The organism is Amycolatopsis dendrobii, assembly GCF_014145675.1.
Taxonomy (GTDB): domain Bacteria; phylum Actinomycetota; class Actinomycetes; order Mycobacteriales; family Pseudonocardiaceae; genus Amycolatopsis; species Amycolatopsis dendrobii.
The window spans coordinates 24,247-45,890 of record NZ_JACGZW010000024.1 but is presented as its reverse complement, the minus strand read 5'-3'; the positions used below and the strand labels follow the sequence as shown (position 1 = coordinate 45,890).

At 70.3% G+C, this 21,644-nt stretch carries 19 protein-coding genes; 10 read left to right on the top strand and 9 right to left on the bottom strand.

Translation table 11 applies throughout. The annotated features are described in order from the left end of the window. Window positions 1–79: 79 nt before the first annotated feature. Both H4281_RS42925 and H4281_RS42920 read right to left on the bottom strand, forming a co-directional pair. A complete protein-coding gene (locus tag H4281_RS42925) occupies window positions 80–1,894 on the bottom strand; it encodes a sugar phosphate isomerase/epimerase and 4-hydroxyphenylpyruvate domain-containing protein (protein WP_182896590.1) in 1,815 nt (604 codons plus the stop codon). Then, window positions 1,884–2,783, bottom strand: coding sequence for a shikimate dehydrogenase (locus H4281_RS42920; RefSeq protein WP_182896589.1), 900 nt, complete (start codon window positions 2,781–2,783; stop codon window positions 1,884–1,886). The genes H4281_RS42925 and H4281_RS42920 overlap by 11 nt, the downstream gene beginning before the upstream one ends. Window positions 2,784–2,904: 121 nt before the next feature. Between H4281_RS42920 and H4281_RS42915 the strand changes: the two genes are divergently transcribed. Both H4281_RS42915 and H4281_RS42910 read left to right on the top strand, forming a co-directional pair. Beyond that, window positions 2,905–3,564 carry a TetR/AcrR family transcriptional regulator gene (locus H4281_RS42915; RefSeq protein WP_182896588.1) on the top strand — a complete coding sequence of 220 codons (660 nt, stop codon included), beginning with the start codon at window positions 2,905–2,907 and terminating at the stop codon, window positions 3,562–3,564. Window positions 3,565–3,693: 129 nt separating this feature from the next. Then, window positions 3,694–5,064 carry an MFS transporter gene (locus H4281_RS42910; protein WP_182896587.1) on the top strand — a complete coding sequence of 457 codons (1,371 nt, stop codon included), beginning with the start codon at window positions 3,694–3,696 and terminating at the stop codon, window positions 5,062–5,064. Between the two features lie 60 nt (window positions 5,065–5,124). On the opposite strand, the gene H4281_RS42905 is transcribed toward H4281_RS42910, so the two are convergent. The 4 genes from H4281_RS42905 to H4281_RS42890 are packed head-to-tail and all read right to left on the bottom strand — an operon-like array spanning window position 5,125 to window position 8,245. Beyond that, the gene (locus H4281_RS42905; protein ID WP_182896586.1) at window positions 5,125–5,451 is read right to left on the bottom strand and encodes a putative quinol monooxygenase; all 327 of its coding nucleotides are present in this window, start codon (window positions 5,449–5,451) and stop codon (window positions 5,125–5,127) included. Between the two features lie 18 nt (window positions 5,452–5,469). Next, entirely contained in the window at window positions 5,470–6,495 is a 1,026-nt protein-coding gene (locus H4281_RS42900; protein WP_182896585.1) for an NAD(P)-dependent alcohol dehydrogenase, read from the bottom strand. After that, window positions 6,492–7,220, bottom strand: coding sequence for a metal-sulfur cluster assembly factor (locus H4281_RS42895; protein WP_182896584.1), 729 nt, complete (start codon window positions 7,218–7,220; stop codon window positions 6,492–6,494). Before H4281_RS42895 ends, H4281_RS42900 begins: the two co-directional genes overlap by 4 nt. After that, entirely contained in the window at window positions 7,220–8,245 is a 1,026-nt protein-coding gene (locus H4281_RS42890) for an amidohydrolase family protein (protein ID WP_182896583.1), read from the bottom strand. The genes H4281_RS42895 and H4281_RS42890 overlap by 1 nt, the downstream gene beginning before the upstream one ends. 181 nt (window positions 8,246–8,426) lie before the next feature. Between H4281_RS42890 and H4281_RS42885 the strand changes: the two genes are divergently transcribed. Further along, window positions 8,427–9,878 carry an AAA-type ATPase lid domain-containing protein gene (locus H4281_RS42885; protein ID WP_237598890.1) on the top strand — a complete coding sequence of 484 codons (1,452 nt, stop codon included), beginning with the start codon at window positions 8,427–8,429 and terminating at the stop codon, window positions 9,876–9,878. Window positions 9,879–9,975: 97 nt separating this feature from the next. On the opposite strand, the gene H4281_RS42880 is transcribed toward H4281_RS42885, so the two are convergent. Together H4281_RS42880 and H4281_RS42875 are read right to left on the bottom strand one after the other, a co-directional pair. Further along, window positions 9,976–12,288 (bottom strand): beta-xylosidase/alpha-l-arabinosidase, encoded by a 2,313-nt coding sequence (locus tag H4281_RS42880; RefSeq protein ID WP_182896582.1) that lies wholly within the window; start codon window positions 12,286–12,288, stop codon window positions 9,976–9,978. Then, on the bottom strand, window positions 12,285–13,328 hold the full coding sequence (locus H4281_RS42875; protein ID WP_182896581.1) for a LacI family DNA-binding transcriptional regulator: 1,044 nt from the start codon (window positions 13,326–13,328) through the stop codon (window positions 12,285–12,287). The genes H4281_RS42880 and H4281_RS42875 overlap by 4 nt, the downstream gene beginning before the upstream one ends. A gap of 151 nt (window positions 13,329–13,479) precedes the next feature. Between H4281_RS42875 and H4281_RS42870 the strand changes: the two genes are divergently transcribed. The 7 genes from H4281_RS42870 (at window position 13,480) to H4281_RS42840 (ending at window position 20,843) form a co-directional block, all read left to right on the top strand. Continuing rightward, window positions 13,480–14,790: an extracellular solute-binding protein gene (locus H4281_RS42870; RefSeq protein WP_182896580.1), complete on the top strand. Its 1,311-nt coding sequence runs from the start codon at window positions 13,480–13,482 to the stop codon at window positions 14,788–14,790. Continuing rightward, the gene (locus H4281_RS42865; RefSeq protein WP_376772031.1) at window positions 14,787–15,719 is read left to right on the top strand and encodes a carbohydrate ABC transporter permease; all 933 of its coding nucleotides are present in this window, start codon (window positions 14,787–14,789) and stop codon (window positions 15,717–15,719) included. The genes H4281_RS42870 and H4281_RS42865 overlap by 4 nt, the downstream gene beginning before the upstream one ends. Then, the gene (locus H4281_RS42860; RefSeq protein WP_182896579.1) at window positions 15,719–16,540 is read left to right on the top strand and encodes a carbohydrate ABC transporter permease; all 822 of its coding nucleotides are present in this window, start codon (window positions 15,719–15,721) and stop codon (window positions 16,538–16,540) included. The genes H4281_RS42865 and H4281_RS42860 overlap by 1 nt, the downstream gene beginning before the upstream one ends. Before the next feature lie 244 nt (window positions 16,541–16,784). Then, entirely contained in the window at window positions 16,785–17,537 is a 753-nt protein-coding gene (locus H4281_RS42855; protein WP_182896578.1) for an SDR family oxidoreductase, read from the top strand. Beyond that, window positions 17,534–18,307: an SDR family oxidoreductase gene (locus H4281_RS42850; RefSeq protein WP_182896577.1), complete on the top strand. Its 774-nt coding sequence runs from the start codon at window positions 17,534–17,536 to the stop codon at window positions 18,305–18,307. The genes H4281_RS42855 and H4281_RS42850 overlap by 4 nt, the downstream gene beginning before the upstream one ends. Before the next feature lie 54 nt (window positions 18,308–18,361). Further along, on the top strand, window positions 18,362–19,666 hold the full coding sequence (locus tag H4281_RS42845; RefSeq protein ID WP_182896576.1) for an MFS transporter: 1,305 nt from the start codon (window positions 18,362–18,364) through the stop codon (window positions 19,664–19,666). A gap of 196 nt (window positions 19,667–19,862) precedes the next feature. Beyond that, entirely contained in the window at window positions 19,863–20,843 is a 981-nt protein-coding gene (locus tag H4281_RS42840) for a chitinase (RefSeq protein ID WP_182896575.1), read from the top strand. Window positions 20,844–21,098: 255 nt separating this feature from the next. Here H4281_RS42840 and H4281_RS42835 read toward each other — a convergent pair whose 3' ends face one another. Beyond that, window positions 21,099–21,641: a GrpB family protein gene (locus H4281_RS42835; protein WP_182896574.1), complete on the bottom strand. Its 543-nt coding sequence runs from the start codon at window positions 21,639–21,641 to the stop codon at window positions 21,099–21,101. Between the last annotated feature and the right edge of the window lie 3 nt (window positions 21,642–21,644).

The following is a 21,644-nucleotide window of genomic DNA, read 5'->3' as shown; positions in this document are numbered from 1 at the left end:
TCGCGCGGGAACGGCTCGTGCGCCAGTCTCGCCGGAGACAGGCGGCCACCGGCCGGCTCGCGTCTCCGGCGGCCGGCGTTCAGGCGGGCACGTGCGTACGGGCGAGTCGCCGCCGGCGGTGAGCGGCCATGCGGACCGGGGCGTCGGTCCAGCCGTAGCCGTCGTGGCCGCCGAGGCGCTGGACCAGCGCGAGGAACACCCGGCCGCCGAGTACTTCGGTGCAGGCTTGCAGGTAGTCGCCTTCGGCGGTGTGTTCGTGCAGCACGCCGAGTTCCCGGTAGGCGGCGAGCCGGCCGGCGGGCAGGTCGAGGCGGGCGTCGAGGTCGGCGTAGTAGTTGTCCGGGACGGCCAGCAGGGGAGCGCCGGCGGCGCGGGCGGCTTGGGCCGCGGCGAGAAGGTCGTCGACGGCGAGGGCGATGTACTGCGGTTCGGACACGCCGGGCGCCCATTCGCCGCGGCGCAGCAGGGAAACCGTGAGCGCCAGCCGGATCCGGCGGTGCGGGTCGGCGACCGCTCGGCTGCGGACGAGGCCGAACGGCGCGGCGAATTCGCCGGCCGCGGCGGGTTCTAGGCCGAGCACGGTGCGGTAGAACAGGGCTGCTTCGTCGAAGTGGTCGAAGGGCTGTGCGAGTCCGATGTGGTCGATGCCGGTGATCCCGATGCCGTCGGCGGTTGCGCCGGTGGGCACGAAGTCGCCGGTCCAGTCGTCCTCGTTTCCGGTGCGGCAGAAGAACAACGCTGTTCCGTCCGGCGCGGTGACCGCGGCGAGGTCCGCTTCGGCGGGGCCGTGTTCTCGCGGCAGGCGTTTCGCGTCGAGCCGGATGGCCCGGCGGGCGGCCGCAGCGGGGTCGGCGGATTCGACGGCGAGGGCAGCGACGGCTGCCGGGCCGCCGGAGCGGTTGACGAGGATCCGTGCGGCGCCTTGTTCCCAGCGTTCCACGGGTTTGGTGCGGTGGGTTCCGGTGCGCGCGAAGCCGAGTGCGGACAGGACCGGGGCGAGGGAATCGTCGGCGGAGAGTTCGACGAAGGCCGGTCCGCGGACATCCGGTGCGGGCTGGGCGATCGGATCGGGGGCCGAGGTGGCCTCGGCGAGCGCGAGCAGGGAGCGGTGCGCGTCGATCGCGGCGCGGTCGGGATCGGCTTGGCGGAAGACGTCGTTGAACACCTCGAGCGAGAGCGGTCCGGCGTATCCGGCGGCGAGCACGGGGGCGAGGAATCCGGGCAGGTCGAACGCGCCTTGCCCGGGGAAGAGCCGGTGGTGGCGGCTCCACTGCAGCACGTCCATCGACAGATGCGGCGCGTCGGCGAGCTGGAGGAAGAACAGCTTGTCGCCGGGAATACCCGCGATGGCGGCGGGGTCCGAGCCGCGCGAGAGGATGTGGAAGCTGTCCAGGCACAGGCCGACCGCCGGGTGGTCAGCGCGGCGCACGGCCTCCCAGGAACGGTCGTAAGTGGACACTTCCTTGCCCCAAGCCAGTGCCTCGTAAGCGATCCGCAGCCCGCGGGCGCCGGCTCGTTCGCCGAGTGCGTGCAGTTGCCCGGCGAGGCGGTCGAGGTCGGCGACGGCGTCGTGCGCCACCGAGGAGCAGACGAGCACGGTGTCGGCGCCGAGTTCTTCCATGAGGTCGAATTTGCGTTCCGCGCGGCGCAGGTTCGCCGCGAACCGGTCCGGGTCGGTGGAGTCCAGGTCGCGGAAGGGCTGGTAGAGGTCGATCGACAAGCCGAGGTCGGCGCAGCGCAGCCGGACCTCGCCGGGCGGCATGGGGGAGGCGACGAGGTCGGGCTCGAAGATCTCGACGCCGTCGAATCCGGCGGCCGCGGCGGCGGACAGCTTGTCGTCGAGCGTTCCGGAGAGGCAGACGGTGGCGATTCCGGTGCGGAGTTCACGCGACACGGCTGGCGCCTCCCGAGGTCTCGGCTCCGACCAGTTCGGTGAGGTGCCGCAGCATCCGCGCCGGATCGGGTTCGCGGCCGCAGAACAGTTTCAGCGCGGCGGCGGCTTGGTGCACCGCCATCGGGCCGCCGTCGAGGGTGCGGCAGCCGAGCGCGCGGGCGGCGCGCAGCAGCGGGGTCTCCAGCGGCCGGTAGACGATCTCGGCGACCCAGAGTTCCTTGCGCAGCAACGAAATCGGCAGCGGCAAGCCGGGATGCCCGGCCATGCCGACGGGGGTCGCGTGCACCAAGCCGTCGGCTTCGGAAAGCTCGCGCTCGAGACCGTTCCCGGCCCGCGCCCGATCGGCTCCGAACCGCGCGGTGAGGTCGTCGGCGAGCCGGATCGCGCGGGTGGCGTCGGTATCGAGCACGGTGAGCGATTCGGCGCCGAGCTTCAGCAGCGCGTGCGCGGCGGCCGCACCCGCTCCGCCCGAGCCCAGCAGCACGACTCGGCGAAGCGGCGCGTCGGGCAGACCGGCGACGAAGCCGTCGCGGAATCCGGACCAGTCGGTGTTGTGCCCGACCGCGCGCTGGCCGTCGAAGACGACGGTGTTGACCGCGCCGATCGCCGCCGCGTCCGGCGACAGTTCGTCCAGCTGCGGGATCACCAGCTGCTTGCACGGATGCGTGACGTTGACGCCGGACAGGCCCTCCTCGCGCGCCTGGGCGATCAGATCGCCGACGGCGTCGGCCGGAATGCCGAGCGCGTCGAGGTCGAACCGGGCGTAGGTGCACTCCAGGCCGAGTGCGCGCGCCTCGCGCTCGTGCAGCGCGGGAGAGAGCGACGGGCCGATTCCGGTCCCGACGAGGCCGGTCAGCAGCCGGCCGGGCACGGTGCGGTCGGGGGACATGCGCACGGCTCCTCGCTGTCAATGAATGTACTAGTTAGTTACTTGTACCGTGTCGGGGCGCGAAAGGGAAGCGGCGGCCGGATATCCTCGGCCAGGTGAGCCGAGCAGCGAGGACGATCCCGTGAGCGCCGAGCCCTCCGACGCGCCGGAGCGGCAGCGGGACGCCGAACGCACCCGTGCCGAGATCCTCGACGTCGCGACCGGCGAGTTCGCCGACCGCGGCTACGACGGCGCCAGGGTCGACGAGATCGCCGCCCGCACCAGGACCACCAAGCGGATGATCTACTACTACTTCGGCAGCAAAGAGGGCTTGTACGTCGCCGTCCTGGAGCGCGCCTACCAGGGCATCCGGGCGCTGGAGCAGCAGCTGGACGTCGATCACCTCGACCCCGCGCGCGCCATGCGGGCGCTGGCCGAGCTGACCTTCGACCACCACGAATCGCATCCCGCGTTCATCCGGCTGGTCGGCATCGAGAACATCCACCACGCGGAGCACCTGCGGACCTCGCCGATCCTGCCCGGGCTCGCCGCGCCCGCGGTCGACGTGCTCGCCGGCATCCTGGAGCGCGGCCGCGCCGCCGGGTTGTTCCGCGACGACGTCGACGCGCTCGACGTGCACATGATGATCAGCGCGTTCTGCGTCTTCCGGACCGCCAACCAGCACACCTTCCAGGTCATTTTCGACCGTGACCTGCTGGATCCCGCGCGCCGCGACCACTACCGGCGCATGCTGGGAGACCTGGTTCTCGAGTACCTGACCGCGCACGTCGGGCGGGCCTGACCGGACCGGATCGCGGCGAAGGGCTTGACACGCCCGCGGCGGCTAACTCACTATCCGGTACATAACCAGCCGGGACATGCCGGCCGGACGGACCCGTCGACCGCCGCCGCGGTCATCAAGGAGGCTGACGTGGACGACGCTGTCCCGCGCCAGGAGCACGATCCCGCATCGCCGGGCGCCGCTCGCCGCACCCCACGCCAGGCGGCTGTGTCGTCGTGGATCGGCAGCGCATTGGAGTACTACGACTTCTTCATCTACGGCACCGCCGCGGCGCTGATCTTCCCGAAGGTCTTCTTCCCGGCAGGCAACGACGCGACCGCGACGATCGCCTCGCTCGCCACGTTCGGCGTCGCCTACGTCGCCCGTCCCGTCGGTTCGTTCATCCTCGGGCATCTCGGCGACACGCTGGGCCGCAAACGCGTGCTGCTGCTGACCTTGCTCGGCATGGGCGCCGCGACCTTCCTGATCGGCGTCCTGCCCGGCTACGGCACGATCGGCGTCGCCGCGCCGATCCTGCTGGTCGCGCTGCGCCTCGTGCAGGGGCTCGCGGTCGCCGGCGAACAGTCCAGCGCCGGATCGGCCACGCTGGAACACGCGCCGCCGGGCAAACGCGCCTACTTCACCAGTTTCACCCTCGCGGGCACGCAGTTCGGCCTGATCCTGGCGACCGCGGTGTTCCTCCCGCTGTCCTCGATGCCGACCCCCATGCTGCTGTCCTGGGGCTGGCGGATCCCGTTCCTGCTCAGCGCGCTGGTCACGGTCGTCGGCTGGTGGATCCGGCGGTCGATGCGGGAAAGCCCGGAATTCGCCGCCGCGCGCGAGCAGAACGCCGTGCCGAAGGCTCCGCTGCTGGTGCTCCTGCGGCACCACACTCCCGACGTGCTCAAGATCGTGGTGAGCGCGCTGATCTCGGTCACCAGCACGATCGTCAGCATCTATTCGCTGACTTACGGGGTGTCCACGATCGGCCTGTCCCGCAGTTCGATGCTGTGGATGATCATGCTGAGCAACGTGGTCGCGCTGGCCGCCATTCCGTTGTGGGGCAAGGCAGGCGACCGGTTCGGCCGCAAACCCGTCTTCGCTGTCGCCGCGCTGGGCGTCGCAGTGCTGATCTGGCCGTTCATCTGGGCGGTCAGCCAGGCGAACGTGGTGCTGGTGTTCGCGCTCGGGATCCTGTTGTCGGGAGTCGTGTACAGCGCCTACGGCGGGGTCGGCTATGCCTTGTGGACCGAGCAGTTCGGCACCAAGGTGCGGATGTCCGGGGTCGCCGTCGGCACGCAACTGGGCTTCGCGCTCGGCGGGTTCGCGCCGTCCATCGCCGCGGCATTCGCCGGTTCTGATCTGAAGAACTGGTTGCCGGTCGCCGGGCTGACCGCCGGGGCGGCGTTGGCGGCGGGGCTCGCGGTGCTGACCATGCGCGAAACCTGCCGGGTTCCGTTGGCGGAGCTGGGAAAGCGGGCACCGCGCGCGGTCGCGGACAGCAGCACAGTGGCTGCCTGACGCGTTCGCCGCGAAGGGCGAGGAGTCCCCGCGGGAAGACTCCTCGCCCTTCTGCCGCGGTCAGTCGCGCACGGCCAGTTCGCCGAGTTCGGCCCAGCCGTCCTGGTCGACCTTCGCGTTGACGATGCGCGGCGTCTCGGCCAGGTACGGAGGCAGTTCCCGCTGCGCGTTCTTGAAGTGGTCCGAGCCGACGTGCGCGGCGCCTGCGTCGTCGTCGCGGAAAGCTTCCACGAGCACGTACTCGTTCGGATCGGCGAGACTGCGCGACCACTCGTACCAGAGGCAGCCTGGTTCGGCGCGGGTCGCTTCGGTGAACGCGCGCGAGATCTCCGGCCAGTTCTCGGCGTGTTCGGGCTTCACCCGGAATTTCGCGGTAATGAAGATCATCGAGGCTCCTTCTGCGGGTCAGGGCACGAGGATCGCCCGGCCGCGGATGCGCCCGGCGGTCAGATCGTCCAGTGCGTCCTGGAATTTCTCGAGCGGATAGCGCACCGTGTGCAGCCGCACCCGGTCCTGCGCGGCGAGCACCATGAGCTCGCACAGGTCGGTATAGGACCCGACGAGGTTGCCGATGAAGTTGATCTCGGCCGAGATGACGTCGATGGTCGGCACGTCGATGTTCTCGCCGTAGCCCACGACGTGGTAGTCGCCCGCACGGCGCAGCATCGCGACGCCGTCGCGGGTCGCGCCGCCCTCACCGACGAAGTCGAGCACGGTCTCCGCGCCCGCGCCGCCGGTGAGGTCCCGCACCGCGGCGACCTGCCCGCCGTCCGCGACGACGCCGTGGTCCGCCCCGATCGATTCGGCCAGCTTCACCGCATCCGGATTCCGGTCCACCACGATCAGTTCGGCCGCGGTGAGCGCCTTGAGCACCTGGATGCCGATGTGCCCCAGTCCGCCCGCGCCGATCACCACGCACCGGTCGCCCGGGCGCAGCCGCCGCGCTGCCTTCGCGGCCGCGTGGTAGGCGGTGAGCCCGGCGTCGGCGAGTGCGGCGACGTCGGCTGGTTCCAGGGCGTCGTCGAGCTTTACGACGCTGCGGGCCGAGGTCTTGAGGTATTCGGCGTATCCGCCCGCGGTGTCGATTCCGGGGAATTGGCTTGCCGCGCAATGCACATCGTCGCCAGCGCGGCAGGCGCGGCACAGGCCGCAGGTGATCAGCGGGTGCACGATCACCTTGTCGCCTTCGGCCACGTTCGTGACCGCGCTCCCGACCGCGTGCACCCAACCCGCGTTCTCGTGGCCGATCGTGTAGGGCAGCGCGACTCCGGACTTCTCCGCCCACTGCCCTTCGAGGATGTGCAGGTCGGTGCGGCAGACCCCGGCCCCGCCGATCCGCACGATCACGTCGTAGGGGCCGGTGATGTCCGGTTCGGGGACGTCGGCGAGCCGGGGATTCTGGTCGTATCCGACGACCTGTACTGCTTTCACGACGCCTCCTTGGCGATTGCGTGCTCGCGCGGCGTCTGGTCGGCCGCGGACTCGGGGTAGCGGGTGCGGAGCAGGCCTCGGCAGAAGTGCGCGTTGCCGTCCATGGAGATGCGGACCGACCGTGCGAACCGCAACCGCAGCGGCACTTCCTCCCTCGGGTACGGCCGTCCGTGGTCGTCGACGAGCACCGGTTGGTCCGGGGCGGTGGCGAGGCCGAGCGCGGCGCGGCGGCGCAGCAGGGCGTGCGTGGCGCGGTCGTCGGGCAGATCCCCGAGCGTGACGTCGTGCAGCGCTTCCTCGGCCAGGTCGCGGTCTGCACGAAGCAGTGCGGTCAGCACTCGCTCCATCGCCGCGGTGTGCGCCTTGCGCTGGAACGTCAGGCGCAACTCTTCGAGGTCTTTCTCCGCCTCGCTGCCGAACGTGCCGCGATAGCCCGCGTCCGCGGCCAGACCCCGGTTGATCAGGTCCGAATCGTGATGGTCGTCCAGCCGCACCTCGACCCGCTCCGCTTCGGGCAGACCGGTCAGCACGTCCTTCGCATCTGATGCCATCAGGTACGCGAAATTGGGCGAACAGAACGAAGTCGGCAGCCGCAGATGCACGGTCACCGTCCCGTCCCGGGCCTCGAGCGAACGCACGAAACCCAGGTCGGTGATCGGTTCGTCGAGTTCGGGGTCGAAGACGGTGTCCAGCGCCGCGCGGGCGCGCTCTTCCAGGGCGGGCATCACGCGACCGACACCGCCTCCGGTGTCGCCTCCGCCGGGTCGTCGGCCACGCGCAGCTCTTCCGGGACCTCGATGTCGTACATCGCCGCCGCGTTGAGCCCGAGGATCTTCTTCTTGACCTCGGTGGTGAGCGCCGGGTACTCCGTCATGTCCTCGGGGATCTGGAAGTCGACGAACTTCTCGACGAGCCACTTCGGCGTCCAGATCGCGTAGTCGCTGGAGAACTGGATCCGGTTTTCGTCGAGCCAGTACAGCAGTTCGCCGATGATCTGCGCGAAGTAGCGCGGCCGCGTGTGGATGAACGGCATCGCGACGGCGAGCCCGGCGTGCACGTTCGGCTCCTGGGTGGCGATCCAGCAGAAGTCCTCCAGCCGCGGCAGGCCGCAGTGCTCGATGACGAAGTTCAGCTCGGTGAAGTCGGTGGCGACCTTGTCCACGTCGGCGACGTCGAACGCGTCGCGGTCCAGCGGCCGGATGGTGGGGCCCTTGTGGATGTGGATGTTGCGGATGCCCAGCTCCTGCGCCGCTTCCAGGTAGCGGTAGCTCCACTTGTCGTCGAGCTTCCAGCCGCGCGAATCGCCGAACCACTCGGCGGTGTAGAGCTTGACGCCTTTCAAGTTGAACCGTTTGGCGTCCTCGCGCAGCTGCTTCAACCCGTCCTCGCCGAAACGCGGGTCCCAGCAGTGGTTGTAGGTGAGCTTGTCCGGATGCTGCTGCGCCAGCGCGAACGCTTCCTCGGTCTGGCCGAAACCGTTGGTGTAGAAGGCGGGCAGCGCCGCGGGCTGGAAGATCGCGTGGTCCACGTAGCCGTCGGCGAACAGGTCTTTCAGGAGCCGGTCGCCGCCCTGGTAGAGGTACTCCTCGTACGGCCACACCTCGGATTCCGGGCTGAGGTTGCGGTGGTAGTCGTAGAAGCAGTCGATGAACTGCTTGCCGTGGATGTTGCGCTGGTTCTCCGGGCGGGCGTCCCAGAGCGCGACGTGTGCGTCCAGGATGTAGTAGCTCTCGCCGTCCTTGGTGTACATGGGTTTCCTCTCCGCGTCGTGACCGCACTGGCACGTCCGGACTCGGACGGTAGGGCGGACGCGGCGGGCGGGGGAGGGCCCCGGTGTCTCACTTTGAGACACCGGACGCGTTCGCGGGTTACGCTCGCGCGGCTAGCCTGGACCAGGACGGACGCAGTGCCGCGTCTCCCGGGAGGTCGATGTGCCGAACAGCTCGCACGAATCCGGCCCGCCCGCCGTGCCGAGCGCGAACGCGCCGCGGCTGCGCGCGTCGTGGCAGCGCAGCGAGCACTACGGGGTGCCCGAGGACGAGGTGAACCCGGTGTTCAGCGGCTCGGTCGACACGGAGTCTCTGCTGTACGAATGCGGCCTCGAGGTGCTGCGGGGTTTGCAGGCGACGCTCGCGAACGAGCCGATCAGCCTGATGCTCACCGACAGCGAGGGCCTGGTCCTCAGCCGGATCTGCGGGGACGCGGGCATCACCAAGTCGCTCGACCGGGTGCATCTGGCGCCCGGCTTCTACTTCGCCGAGAGCAACGCGGGCACCAACGGCCTCGGGCTCGCCCTCGCGGACCGCACGCCGTCGCTGGTGCGCGCGGGGGAGCATTACTGCACCAGCTTGCGCGGTTACACGTGCGCGGCGGTGCCGGTTCTCGATCCGCTGAGCGGCGCGCTCGCAGGAAGCGTCAATCTCACCACGTGGTCGGAACAGTCGTCGGACCTGCTGCTGGCTCTCGCGCAGACGGCGGCCGGGCACACGAGCGCGCTGATGCTCGCCCGCGCTTCGGGGAGGCAGCCGCGCCCGGTGCCGCGCGGCGAGGTGTACCGGATGTACTCCGAACGCCTCGACCCGCCGCGGTTGTCGGCGGCCTGGCAGCATCCGCTGGTCGAGGCGTTCGAGGCGATGCGGCAAGGCCGGACGGTGCTGGTGACCGGCGAATCCGGCGCCGGCAAGACAGCGCTGGCCGCACTCGCGCGCCGGGAACTGCGCACCCGCGAACGGCTGCTCAACGCCCGCCCTCCCGCGCCGGACGAGGTGCGCCAGTGGCTGCGGGTGTGGGAACCCGAACTGGGCAAGGCCGACACGTGCGTCGTCGTGTCCGGAGCGGACACCTTGCCCGCGTGGGCCGCGAGCGAGCTGGCCGCCCGGTTCCTGTCGCTGCGCCAGGACGACGGTGTCGCCCCGTTCGTGCTGACCGCTGCTTCGGACGCGGTTCCAGCCTCCCTGGCGCCCATCGTGGACACGGTGGTCGAAGTTCCCCCGCTGCGGCTCCGGCCGGACGATGTGCTGCCACTGGCGCAGCATTTCGCGCACCGCGCCCGTGGCCGCCCGGCGCAGTTCACGCCTGCGGCTGCGCGGGCGTTGACCGCCTACGACTGGCCGGAGAACGTCAAGCAGCTCCGGCGGGTGATCCAGAAGGCGGCCGCGCGTTCCGGGAACATCGACCTCCAGCACTTGCCAGCGGAGATCTTCGCGAACGCCGGGCACCGGCTGAATCGCATGCAGGCACTGGAGCGGGACGAAATAGTCCGCTGCCTGTCCCAACCCGGTGCGACGGTGGTGCAGGCCGCCGAGCAGCTCGGCATGGGCCGCGCCACGGTCTACCGGAAGCTGGCGCAGTACGGGATCGACGTGCAGCGGTTCCGCTCCTGACCTCGTCGGTCCGGCCTGCTGCGGGGAGGTCCGCTCGCGCGACTCGTTCCCGGAAAACCGTTGCGGGGTCTGAGTTTTTCCGCCCAGCGCGCTCCGGTCACCCGGGAAGCGGCGTGATCGACACCGGCGTGACCAAGACCCGGTCGTGGCCCGCTTCGCGGACCGGGCCGGTGAGTTCGAACGAACCGGTGCAGGGCAGGTCGCCCGCGGACGGCCCGGCCAGGACCTCGATCGTCCCGGGCTCGACGATCCGGCGCAGGTCGAGTCCGGTGAAGCTGGTGCGGTCGGCGTGCAGCGCGAACGTGACCCGGGCGGCGCGGCCTGCCTCGAGCGGCACCCGGGCGAAGCCGGCGAGCTGCCGGACGGGGCGGGCGACCTGGGCGTGCACGTCGTTCAGGTACAGCTGCACGATTTCGTCCGCCGCGCGTTCGCCGGTGTTGCGGACGGTGACCGAAACCGACAGTTCGCCGTCGGTGGGAATCTCGGAGGCGCTCAGCCGCAGGTCCGAGTAGGCGAACGTGGTGTAGGACAGGCCATGGCCGAACGGGAACAGCGGGGTCGGGTCGAGGTTGCTGATGCCCTCGCTGTCGCGGCCCAGCGGCGGGGCCAGGTAGGTGCCGGGCGAGCCGCCGGGCACGCGGGGGACCTGCACCGGCAGTTTCCCGGACGGGGCGGTCCGGCCGGACAGGATCCCGGCGACGGCGCCGCCGCCCTCCTCGCCCGGCAGGAACGCCTGGACCGCGGCGGCGGCGCGGCCGGCGTGGCGGCCGAGGGCGTACGGACGGCCGGAGACCACCACGACCACGACCGGGGTGCCGGTCGCCAGGAGCGCGTCGAGGAGTTCGTCCTGGACGCCGGGGAGGCTCAGGTCGGGGGCGTCGCAGCCCTCGCCGGAGGTGCCGAGGCCGAACATGCCCGCCCGGTCGCCGACGACGGCGACGCACACATCGGCGGCTTCCGCGGCGACCGCCGCGGCGGCGATGCCGGAGCGGTCCTCGTCGAGGATGGGGCAGCCTTGGTGCACCGTGATCTCGGCTGCGGGCAGTTCGAGCCGCAGCGCGTCGGCCAGGGACGGAACGCTTACGCCGAGGCCGAATTCGGGGTGCCGCGGCAGGACGTGGTTGGGGTAGGAATAGCAGCCGAGGAAGACCAGCGGGTCGTCGGCGCACGGCCCGACGAGGGCGATTTTCCCGGCGGATTCCCGGGCGGACAGCGGAAGCGTGCCGTCGTTGGCGAGCAGCACGACGGACTTCTCGGCGATTTCCCGGGCGAGGGCCCGGTTGCGCGGCGAATCCAGATCGACCGGCGCGGCCCGCGGAGCCCAGTCCGCGTCGAGCAGGCCCAGTTCGGCCTTCTGCCGCAGGAGGCGGCCCGCGGCCCGGTCGACGAGCGCCTCGGGGACCTCCCCGGAACGGACCAGTTCGGTCAATTCCTTGCTGTAGCACAGGGTGTCCGGCAGTTCGACGTCGATCCCGGCGGCCAGCGCGAGCGCGCCCGCCGCACCCGCGGTGGCGGCCACGCGGTGCATGCTCTTGAGGAACGCGATGGCCCAATAGTCGGAGACGACGACTCCGTCGAAACCCCATTCCTCGCGCAGAATCGTGCTGAGCAGCGCTTTGCTGGCCGCGGCGGGCACGCCGTCGAGGTCGGTGTAGGAGTTCATGACCGAGCGGGCCCCGCCCTCGCGCACCGCCATCTCGAACGGCGGCAGGACGACGTCGCGCAGTTCGCGCGGCCCGATCGAAACCGGCGCGTGGTTGCGGGCCGCCCGGGACGCGGAGTAGCCGGCGAAATGCTTCAGCGTCGCGATGATCCCGGCCTTCTCCAGGCCGCGGACATAAGCGGTGCCCATCATGCCGACGAGGTACGGGTCTTCGCCGAGGGTTTCCTCGGTGCGGCCCCAGCGGTAGTCGCGCACGACGTCGAGCACGGGCGAAAGCCCTTGATGCACGCCGACCGCGCGCATGTCCTCCGCGATGGCGGTGGCCATCCGCTCGACGAGACCGGGATCGAAGGTCGCCGCCCAGGCGAGCGCGGTGGGGTAGACCGTGGCGCCGAGGGTGGTGAAGCCGGTGAGGCACTCTTCGTGCACGATCGCCGGGATGCCGAGCCGGGTCCCGGAGACGATTTCGCGCTGCAGCGCGGCGATCCGGGCGACGCCGTCGGCCGCGCTCACCGGCGCCGTGCCGAACGGGCGGGTGAGGTGCCCGATCCCGTCCGCGCGCACCTGGTCGAACGGGACCTCGCCGCGGGCGAAAACGTCCTGCATGGGAGCGACGTTCCCGCTGATCTCCTGATTGCCGGGCCACGCGCTGCCCAGCTGGGCGACCTTCTCCTCGAGCGTCATCCCGGCCAGCAGCGCGTCCGCGCGTTCGGCGGGGGAGAGGGTCCGGTCGTGCCAGCGGCTCATCGTGCTCCTCGGTCGGCTGCGGGGGCGGTCGAATCGCGCACGACGAGATGGGTCGCGAGTTCGACGTGGTGGGAATCGAGCGTCTGCCCGGAAATCAGCTTGAGCAGGGTGCGCAGCGCGACCCGGCCCATGTCGTGCAGCGGCTGCCGGATCACGGTCAGCGGCGGGGTGGCGAGCCCGGCGAGCATGGTGTCGTCGAAGCCGACGACGCTCAGGTCCTGCGGCACCCGCAATCCCCGCTGCCGGGCGGCTTCCAGCACGCCGAGCGCGGTGGCGTCGCTGGCGGCGAACACCGCGGTCGGCGGATTTTCCATGGCCAGCAAGCGGTTTCCGATCTCCAGCCCGGCCGGATGGCCGAAGTCGCCGTGGCGCACCAGTTCCGGGTCGAAGGCGACGCCCGCGTTGTCGAGGGCGGCGCGGTAGCCGTGCAGCCGGGCCTGGCTGCAGGAGGCCCCGACCGGCCCGCCGGCGAACGCGATGCGCCGGTGCCCGAGGCTCAGCAGGTGCTCCGCGGCAGCGATCCCGCCGGACCAGTTCGTCGCGCCGACGCTGGCGACCTCGGTCCTCGGCAGGTTGATCGGGTCGATGACCACCAGCGGCAGCCCGGCGCGTTCGAAGCTTTCGACCTGGGCGAGCGAGAGTTCGGAGGTCACGACGATCAGGCCGGCCCGGCCGTTGCCCTTGAGCCGGTGCGTCCACTGGTCCTCGGGGCTGAGCGGGCCGCCGGGCGCCGCTTCGGGCATCCGGCTCACCACCACGTCGGTGCCGAGTTCGGCGCCCGCGGCGGTCACCCCGCGCAGCACTTCGAGCGCGTACGGGCTGACGAGATCGTCGAACACGACATCGACGATCCGGGTCGCGGGGGCGTTCCGGCTCCCGCCGCGCGGCACGTATCCGGCCTCCCGCAACGCTTGTTCCACTCTGGCGCGGGTGCGCGCGGCCACGTCGGACCGCCCGTTGAGCACCTTCGAGACGGTCGGCAGCGAGACGCCGGCGGCTTCGGCGACCGCCGCGAGCCTCGCGCCGTTGCGGGACGGCATCGGGCCCCCTCCTTTCGAAATGTTTCGAACCGTGATTGCTGGCTGTGAAAGGGAAGTTAGCACTTGACTGGCCCGAATCACTACCCTAGATTTCGGCCAGCCCACGGGAAGTTTTCGAAACTTTTCGAACCTTCGGAGCGGAAGGTGCATCATGAAACTGGGTACTCGCCGGACGGTCCGCGGGACGCGGACGACGCTCGCGGCGACCGGGTTCGCGGCTCTGCTGGCCTTGACCGCGGCGTGCGGCACGAGCGGGCCCACGGCCGCCGCCGGGGGGAAGGCGACGGCATGGGCGCTGACCGGCGGCGACGAGCAGGTGTTCCGCACTTCGTTCGCCAGCGGCGGCGTCGAGGGGCAGTTCTTCGGCAACGACGCGTACAAGCAGAAGATCCGCTCGGCCGTCGGCGCCGACCAGGCGCCCACCCTGGTGTTCAGCTGGGGCAACGGCGGGATGCTGAAATCCTGGGTCGCGGCCGGGAAAATCATGGACCTGACCCCGGAGGTGCGGAAGGATCCCGCGCTGACCGGCCGCTTCCTGCCCTCGGTGGCGAAAACCGGGGTGCTGGACGGAAAGACCTACGCCGTGCCGAACAACAGCATGCAGCCGGTTTTCCTGTTCTACAACAAGGATCTCTTCGCCCGGGTGGGCGCGCAGCCGCCGAAGACCTGGGACGAGCTGATGGCGCTCGTCCCGAAGTTCACCGCGGCCGGGGTCGCCCCGTTCTCCCTCGGCGGGCAAAGCAAATGGCCGCAGCTGATGTGGGAGGAGTACCTGGTCGACCGGATCGGCGGGCCGGGCGTCTTCGCCGCGATCGCCGCGAACAAGCCGGGCGCCTGGTCCGATCCCGCGATCCTGGACGCGAACCGCAAGATCCAGCAGCTCGTCGACGCGGGCGGATTCGCCAAGGGGTTCAATTCGATCAGCACCGACAGCAACGCCGACCTCGCCCTGCTCTACACCGGCAAGGCGGCGATGTACCTGATGGGTTCGTGGGCGTTCCCCACCATCAAGGAAGCCGACCCCGGTTTCGCCGCGGGCAAACTCGGCTGGCTCGGCTTCCCGGTCGTGCCGGGAGGGAAGGGCGATCCGGCCGACATCGTCGGGAACCCGGCGAACTTCTGGTCGGTGTCCGCGCACGCCTCCGACGCGCAGAAACAGGCAGCGGTGAAGTACCTGCGCGAGGGCGTCATGAACGACACCTACGTCGACGCGCTGCTCGCCGGGGGCGCGGTGCCGCCGGTGAACGGGATCGAGGCCAAACTGGCCAAGGCCCCTGACCCGGCGTATCTGTCCTATGTGTACGGACTGGCGCGGAACGCGCCGAATTTCCAGCTCTCCTGGGACCAGGCCCTTTCGCCCGGACAGGCCGACGCGCTGCTGAACAACCTGGACCAGCTGTTCCTCAAGCAGATCACGCCCGAGCAGTTCTCGGCGAACATGAACGCGACGGTCGGGAAGTGACAGTGTCCGCTGCCCTCGTGCGAGAGCGGTCCGGCAAGCGGCCGCGGTCCGCCGCGACGCCCGGCCGCGCCGGACCGCATCCGCTGACGGCCGTTCCCGCGCTGGCGTTCTTCTCGATCTTCGCGCTGCTCCCGCTCGGCGGGGTGGCGGCGCTCAGCCTGATGAAGTGGGACGGGATCGCCGACCCCGGCTGGGCCGGGCTGGCCAACTGGACGGCGGTGCTCGGCGATCCGGCCACCTATCACGCACTCTGGCTCAGCGTGCAGGTGATGGCGGCGAGCTGGTTGTTCCAGACGCCGGTCTCGCTTCTGCTCGGCGTGCTGACGGCGGGCCGCGGCCGGTACCGCGCGGTGCTGGGCGTGCTGTATTTCCTTCCGCTGCTGCTGTCCTCGGCCGCGATCGCGATCGCGTTCAAGGCCCTGCTCGACCCGAACTTCGGGATGAGCCGCGCGTTCGGCGCCGCCTGGCTCTCCCAGGACTGGCTCGGCGAACCGACACTGGCTCTGTACGTGGTGATCTTCGTGATCGGCTGGCAGTTCATGCCGTTCCACACGCTGCTCTACCAAGCGGGCGTGCGGCAGATCCCGGCCCAGCTTTACGAAGCCGCGCAGATCGACGGCGCGGGCCCGGTCCGGCAGTTCTTCCACATCACCCTGCCGCAGCTGCGCTACACGATCGTCACCTCCTCGACGCTGATGCTGGTGGGCTCGCTGACCTATTTCGACCTGGTCTTCGTGCTCACCGGCGGCGGCCCGGGCAACGCCACCCGGTTCCTGCCGCTGGACATGTACCTCAACGGTTTCTCCAACAACGACATGGGCCGCGCGAGCACCCTGGCCGTGCTGCTCGTCGTCGCCGGGCTGGCGCTGTCGCTGGGCCTCTCCCGGTTCGCCCGCTTCTCCCGCGGCAGCCAGCAGGACGGTGTGTGATGGCCAGGAGCAGGCCCAACGTGCTCGGCGGGCTCGCCGGATTCGCCTGGCTGTTCGTCGTCCTCGTGCCCGTGTACTACATCGTCGTGACCAGCCTGCGCGGCCAGAGCGGGTTCTTCGGGGCCAACCCGTTGTCGCTGCCCGCCGATCCCACCTTCGAGAACTACCGGCTGGTCCTGGACAACGGCTTCCTGCGCTACCTGCTCAACAGCGCGATCGTCACGGCAGGCACCGTGGTCATCACCGTCGCGGCAGCGCTTCTTGCGGCCTACTACATCGTGCGCGGCCGGACCCGGTTCTCCGCGACCACGTACAAGATTTTCCTGCTGGGGCTGGCGATCCCGCTGCAGGCGACGATCATCCCGATCTATTACCTGATCACGCGCGCGCACCTCTACGACACCCTGCTCGCGATCGTGCTGCCCTCGGTCGCCTTCGCGATTCCGCTCTCGGTGGTCGTCCTGGCCAATTTCCTGCGCGACGTGCCGCACGAGCTGTTCGAATCGATGCGCGTGGACGGCGCCGGGCACGGGCGGATGCTCGTCAGCCTGGTGCTGCCCATGGTCAAACCCGCGATGGTCACCGTCGCGGTGTACGACGGCCTCAACGTGTGGAACGGATTCCTCTTCCCGCTCATCCTCACCCAGAGCGCCGACCAGCGCGTGCTTCCCATGGCGCTGTGGGCCTTCCAAGGCCAGTTCCGGGTCAACATCCCCGCGGTCCTCGCCGCGGTCGTCCTTTCCACCCTGCCGGTCCTCGCGCTGTACATCCTCGGCCGGCGCTACCTCGTCACCGGTCTCACCGCCGGCTTCGGCAAGTAAGCCGGCCCTCGCCCAGCCGGCCGTCCTGCGGGGACGGGCAGTGCGCCGCGCGTCGGCCGGACTTCCCGGCGGGGCCCGCCGTTGCCGAAGCCGGGCAAACGCACTGGGTCGCGACGGCGGTCACCGGCTGTGTTGTGACCGTCGCCGTAGCGGTTCGAGGTTGCGCGAGGAACCAGCGCCGTTATCCTGCGACTAAGCGGCCGCTTAGCGGTGGCTGTCCAGCGGCGGACAAGGAGACGGTGTGGTGGAGTCGTTCAAGGATCGCGTTGCCCTGGTCACCGGGGCCAGCCGGGGGATCGGGCTGGCCATCGCGCAGGGGCTGGTCGAGCGCGGGGCCAAGGTGGTCATCACCGCGCGCAAGCCGGAGCCGCTCGCCGAGGCCGTCGAGCTGCTCGGCGGGCCGGACGTCGCGATCGCGGTGCCCGGCAAGGCCGACGACGCCGCGCATCAGCAGGAGGCGGTCGCCGCCGCGGTCGAGAAGTTCGGCAGTCTCGACATGCTGGTCAACAACACCGGCATCAACCCGGTTTACGGTCCCACGCTGGACGTCGACCCGGCCGCCGCGAGCAAGATCTTCGCGGTGAACGTGGTCGCGCCGCTGTCGTGGATCCGCGCCGCGCGGGACGCGTGGATGGGCGAGCACGGCGGGTCGGTGGTCAATGTCGCCTCGATCGCGGGCATCCGCACCTCGCCGGGCATCGGCATGTACGGCGTCAGCAAGGCCGCGCTGATCCGGCTCACCCAGGAACTCGGCGCGGAACTCGGCCCGAAGATCCGGGTGAACGCGGTGGCTCCGGCGGTGGTCAAGACGCAGTTCGCGACCGCCCTTTACGAGGGGCGCGAGGAAGAGGTCGCGGCGGCGTACCCGATGAAGCGGCTCGGCGTGCCGGAGGACATCGCGGGCGCGGTGGCGTTCCTGCTGTCCGGCGAGGCCGGCTGGATGACCGGGCAGACGGTCGTTCTCGACGGCGGCGTGACGCTCGGCGGCGGTCTGTGAGCGCCGGAGTCGTCATCACCGGCGGTGGTGGCGGGATCGGGGCCGCACTGGCGCGGCGGTTCGCGGCGGACGGGGCTCGCATCGTGGTCGCGGACCTCGACGGGGATCGTGCGGCCGAGGTCGCGGCGGAGGTGGGCGGCACGTCGTTCGCGGGTGACGTCGCAAGCGAATCCGGGGTGGCCGACCTGATCACTGCGGCCCGCGCAACGCTCGGTGAGATCGACGTTTTCTGCGCCAACGCCGGGGTCGCGCCGTTCGGCGACGCCCACGCGGACGAAGACGCGTGGTCGCTGGCCTGGGACGTCAACGTGATGGCGCACGTCCGGGCGGCCCGGTTGCTGCTGCCCGCGTGGCTGGAGCGCGGCGAGGGCCGGTTCGTCGCGACGGTGTCCGCGGCGGGCGTGCTCACCAGCCTCGGCTCGGCACCGTATTCGGTGACCAAGCACGGCGCGCTGGCGTTCGCGGAATGGCTTTCGGCCACTTATCGCCACCGCGGCATCGCCGTGCAGGCGATCTGCCCGCAGGGCGTGCGCACCGCGATGCTCGAGGAGACCGGAGAACGCGGCAAACTGCTGATGGGCGCCAGCGCGATCGACCCGCCGCAGGTGGCCGACGCGTTGTTCGCCGCGATGGCCGAGAACCGGTTCCTGGTGCTGCCGCACGCCGAGGTCGCGGACTTCTATGCCTTGCGCGCCACCGAAACCGACCGCTGGCTCGGCGGGATGAACAAGCTGCAGCGGAAAATGGAGGAACTGCCCGGCGACGCGTGACCCGATATTCTCCCCGGGGCGGCACGGGGCCGCAGGGGAGAACAGGGAGCCGGAATGACCGCACCCGCGCGGGCTGACGTGTCGCGCATCGCTACTGCCAGTTCCATCGGCACCGCCATCGAGTTCTACGATTTCTACATTTACGGGACCGCGGCGGCGCTGGTGTTCGGGAAGGTCTTCTTCCCGACGTTTTCCTCGACCGCCGGGGTGCTGGCCTCGCTCGGCGCCTTCGCGGTCGGGTTCGTCGCGCGCCCGGTCGGCGCGATACTTTTCGGACACTGGGGCGACCGGATCGGCCGCAAGTCCATGCTGGTCACGTCCTTGCTGGTGATGGGACTGTCCACAGTGGCCGTCGGGCTGGTGCCGGACTACGGCACGCTCGGCATCTGGTCGCCGGTCCTGCTGGTAGTGCTGCGCTTCGTGCAGGGCATCGGCCTCGGCGGCGAATGGGGCGGCGCGGTGCTGATGTCGACCGAGTACGCGCCGCCGGGCAAACGCGGCCTGTACTCGGCTTTCCCGCAACTCGGCCCGGCCGTCGGGTTCGTGCTGGGCAACCTGCTGTTCCTGGTGCTGGACGCGGCGCTCCCGCCCGCCGAGTTCCTGTCCTGGGGCTGGCGGCTGCCGTTCCTGTTCTCCGCGGCGCTGCTGGCGGTCGGGTTCTACATCCGGATCACAATCGCCGAGACGCCGGTTTTCCAGGCCGCTTTGGACAAGGCCGAACAGGCGAAAGTCCCGCTGTTCGAACTCTTGCGAAAGCAACCGCGGGTCTTGGTGCTGTCGACGTTGTCGTTCGTGCTCGCGCACGCGCTTTTCTATACCGTCACGACATTCTGTCTTTCGATGGCGACGACCACGCTCGGCATCCCGCGCACGACTGTGCTGATCAGCCTGCTCATCGCGGCCACCGCGATGGGCGTGGCGACGCTGGTGTTCGCGATGAAGTCCGACCAATGGGGCCGCCGACGGCTGAGCGCGGCTGCGGCGGTTTCCGTTGTGGTGTGGGCCTTTCCGCTGTTCGCCTTGCTGCAAACCGGCAATCCGGTGCTGCTGACGATCGGGTTCGCCGGCGGCCTGGCGTGTTTCGCGATGCTGTACGGGCCGATGGGCGCGTTCCTGCCGGAGCTGTTCCGCGTGCGGTACCGGTATTCCGGCGCTTCGATCGCGTACAGCGCCGCCGGGGTGATCGGCGGCGGGATCGTGCCGCTGATCTCCACCGACCTGTGGGCGTCGACCGGTTCGACGGTGCCGGTTTCCCTGGTGCTGGTCGTGCTCGGGGTGCTCAGCTTCCTGTGCGTGCTCGCCTTGCCGGAGACCCGCGACCACGACTTCTCCGACGGACTCGGCGCGGGCCGCCCCTGACTTTCGGCCCCACCCGGCCGGGGGAAACCGGCCGGGAGCGTTGTTTCCGGCCTTCTGCGCCGTTCGGGCTGCGGCTCTTGACACGCCGATTTGGTCTAGTCCAGTGTGTGACGGCACCCTTCCGGGTGCACTCCTCCCGGGTTGATCCCGCCGCCTCAAACCGGAGGTGTTCCGTGGTGCTCGTGGGAGGAACACGATGAAATCAGTGCGTCGGCTGGCCGCGCTCGCGGCGGCGGCAGGGGCGGCTCTCGCGACGGCGGCCGGGGTGGCCACGGCCGCGCCCGCGTCCGCTCCGCAGCTCGCGGCGGCTCCGGACCCGGTGCTCGCTTCGCCGTACCTGTACCAGTGGGCGGGGCAGACCAGTGCGTCGGCGGCGATGTCCGCGACCGGGATCAAGACGTTCACCCTCGCGTTCATGCTGTCGGACGGCTCGTGCAATCCGAAATGGGACGGCGACCGTGCGCTGACCGGTTCGGACAAGACCCTGATCAAGAGCATCCGCGACGCGGGCGGCGACGTCATCCCGTCCTTCGGCGGCTGGTCCGGCACGAAACTCGGCGCGAAGTGCTCCTCGGCCACGGCGTTGGCGGGGGCGTACCAGAAGGTGATCGACGCGTACGGCCTGAAGGCGATCGACCTCGACATCGAGAACACCGACGAGTTCGAGAACGCGACGGTGCAGGACCGGATCCTGAACGCGGTCAAGATCACCAAGCAGAAGAACCCCGGCGTGCGCGTCGTGATCACGATCGGCACCGAAACGTCCGGCCCGAACGACTGGGGCAAGCGGCTGATCAAGCAGGCGAAGGCGATCGGCGCGCCGGTGGACGTGTGGTCGGTGATGCCGTTCGACTTCTCCAGCGGCGGCGACATGGCAGGCAAGACAAAGTCCGCGGTGGACGGCCTGGCAGCCCAGTTGAAGTCGACGTTCGGCTGGGACAGCGCCACGGCGTACCGGCACGCGGGCCTGTCGTCGATGAACGGCAAGACGGACAACGCGGGCGAGGTCGTGTCGGTGTCGGACTTCACCGCCATCCGCGACTACGCGGCCAGCCATCACCTGGGCCGGTTCACTTTCTGGGCCGCCAACCGGGACTGCTCGGGCGGCGGGGAGTGCAGCGGAATCTCGCAGCCGAAGTACGCGTTCACGAAGATCGTGGCCGGGTACCACGGCTGATCCTGGTTCCGGTCTGAGCCGGTCGGGCTGATGGGACTGGGCCGATCCTGCGGGCCGGATCGGGCGAACCTGTCCGGACCGGCCAGGCCCTGGAGCCCGCGCTTGATCTTGGCGACGAGGCCGCCGTTTCCGAGGGGTGCGGCCTCGTCGCCGCCGTCGCGATCAAGCTGTCCGTGCGGGGCCCCTGAGGGAATCGGATTCCCCTCAGGGGCCCTTCGCGCGGCGGGGGTGCGACCGCGGCGGGCGGCCGACCCGTCAACCGCCCAGAACCCGCCGGACGAACTCCGTCTTCCCCGCCGTGTACTCCTCCCGGTCCGTCACCTCCCCAGCCAGCCGCCGCTTCACCTCGGCATATTCCTCGGCCAACCCGGGATCCGCCCGCAGCGCGTCCCGGAATCGGAGCTGTGCCTGCCACCTGGGATGTCCTTCCGGCAGCAAATGCAGATGCGCCACCCGACGCCGCCCCTCCGCGTCAGGCAGCACGAAAAACCGCCGCCAAGGCGCCGCGACATCCAACTCCGGCGGCACGAAACACCACCCGCCCGCGGAAAGCACCGGAACCACCGCCGAGACCGTCTCCGGGGACAGGTCTCGCATCGAGGCCATCACGTCGAGCACCGGTTTGGCCGCCAAGCCGGGCACCGCCGTCGAGCCGACGTGTTCTACCTCCCCGCGGGCGAGCCACGGCGCGAGCCGCCGCGCGAGCTCCGCGCGCAATGCGGAGCCCCGCGACGCCCACGTCGGATCCGGGGGATGGATTGCCGGCCGTTCATCGGCCCAAGCCGGGGTCTCGGACATGCG

What these genes read in the sequence shown, in the direction of transcription:
- H4281_RS42845 (WP_182896576.1), top strand. Translation starts at nt 18,362, where the DNA reads ATGACCGCACCCGCGCGGGCTGACGTGTCGCGCATCGCTACTGCCAGT.
- H4281_RS42880 (WP_182896582.1), bottom strand. Translation starts at nt 12,288, where the DNA reads ATGAGCCGCTGGCACGACCGGACCCTCTCCCCCGCCGAACGCGCGGAC.
- H4281_RS42875 (WP_182896581.1), bottom strand. Translation starts at nt 13,328, where the DNA reads ATGCCGTCCCGCAACGGCGCGAGGCTCGCGGCGGTCGCCGAAGCCGCC.
- H4281_RS42840 (WP_182896575.1), top strand. Translation starts at nt 19,863, where the DNA reads ATGAAATCAGTGCGTCGGCTGGCCGCGCTCGCGGCGGCGGCAGGGGCG.
- H4281_RS42860 (WP_182896579.1), top strand. Translation starts at nt 15,719, where the DNA reads ATGGCCAGGAGCAGGCCCAACGTGCTCGGCGGGCTCGCCGGATTCGCC.
- H4281_RS42920 (WP_182896589.1), bottom strand. Translation starts at nt 2,783, where the DNA reads ATGTCCCCCGACCGCACCGTGCCCGGCCGGCTGCTGACCGGCCTCGTC.
- H4281_RS42835 (WP_182896574.1), bottom strand. Translation starts at nt 21,641, where the DNA reads ATGTCCGAGACCCCGGCTTGGGCCGATGAACGGCCGGCAATCCATCCC.
- H4281_RS42895 (WP_182896584.1), bottom strand. Translation starts at nt 7,220, where the DNA reads ATGCCCGCCCTGGAAGAGCGCGCCCGCGCGGCGCTGGACACCGTCTTC.
- H4281_RS42890 (WP_182896583.1), bottom strand. Translation starts at nt 8,245, where the DNA reads ATGTACACCAAGGACGGCGAGAGCTACTACATCCTGGACGCACACGTC.
- H4281_RS42905 (WP_182896586.1), bottom strand. Translation starts at nt 5,451, where the DNA reads ATGATCTTCATTACCGCGAAATTCCGGGTGAAGCCCGAACACGCCGAG.
- H4281_RS42870 (WP_182896580.1), top strand. Translation starts at nt 13,480, where the DNA reads ATGAAACTGGGTACTCGCCGGACGGTCCGCGGGACGCGGACGACGCTC.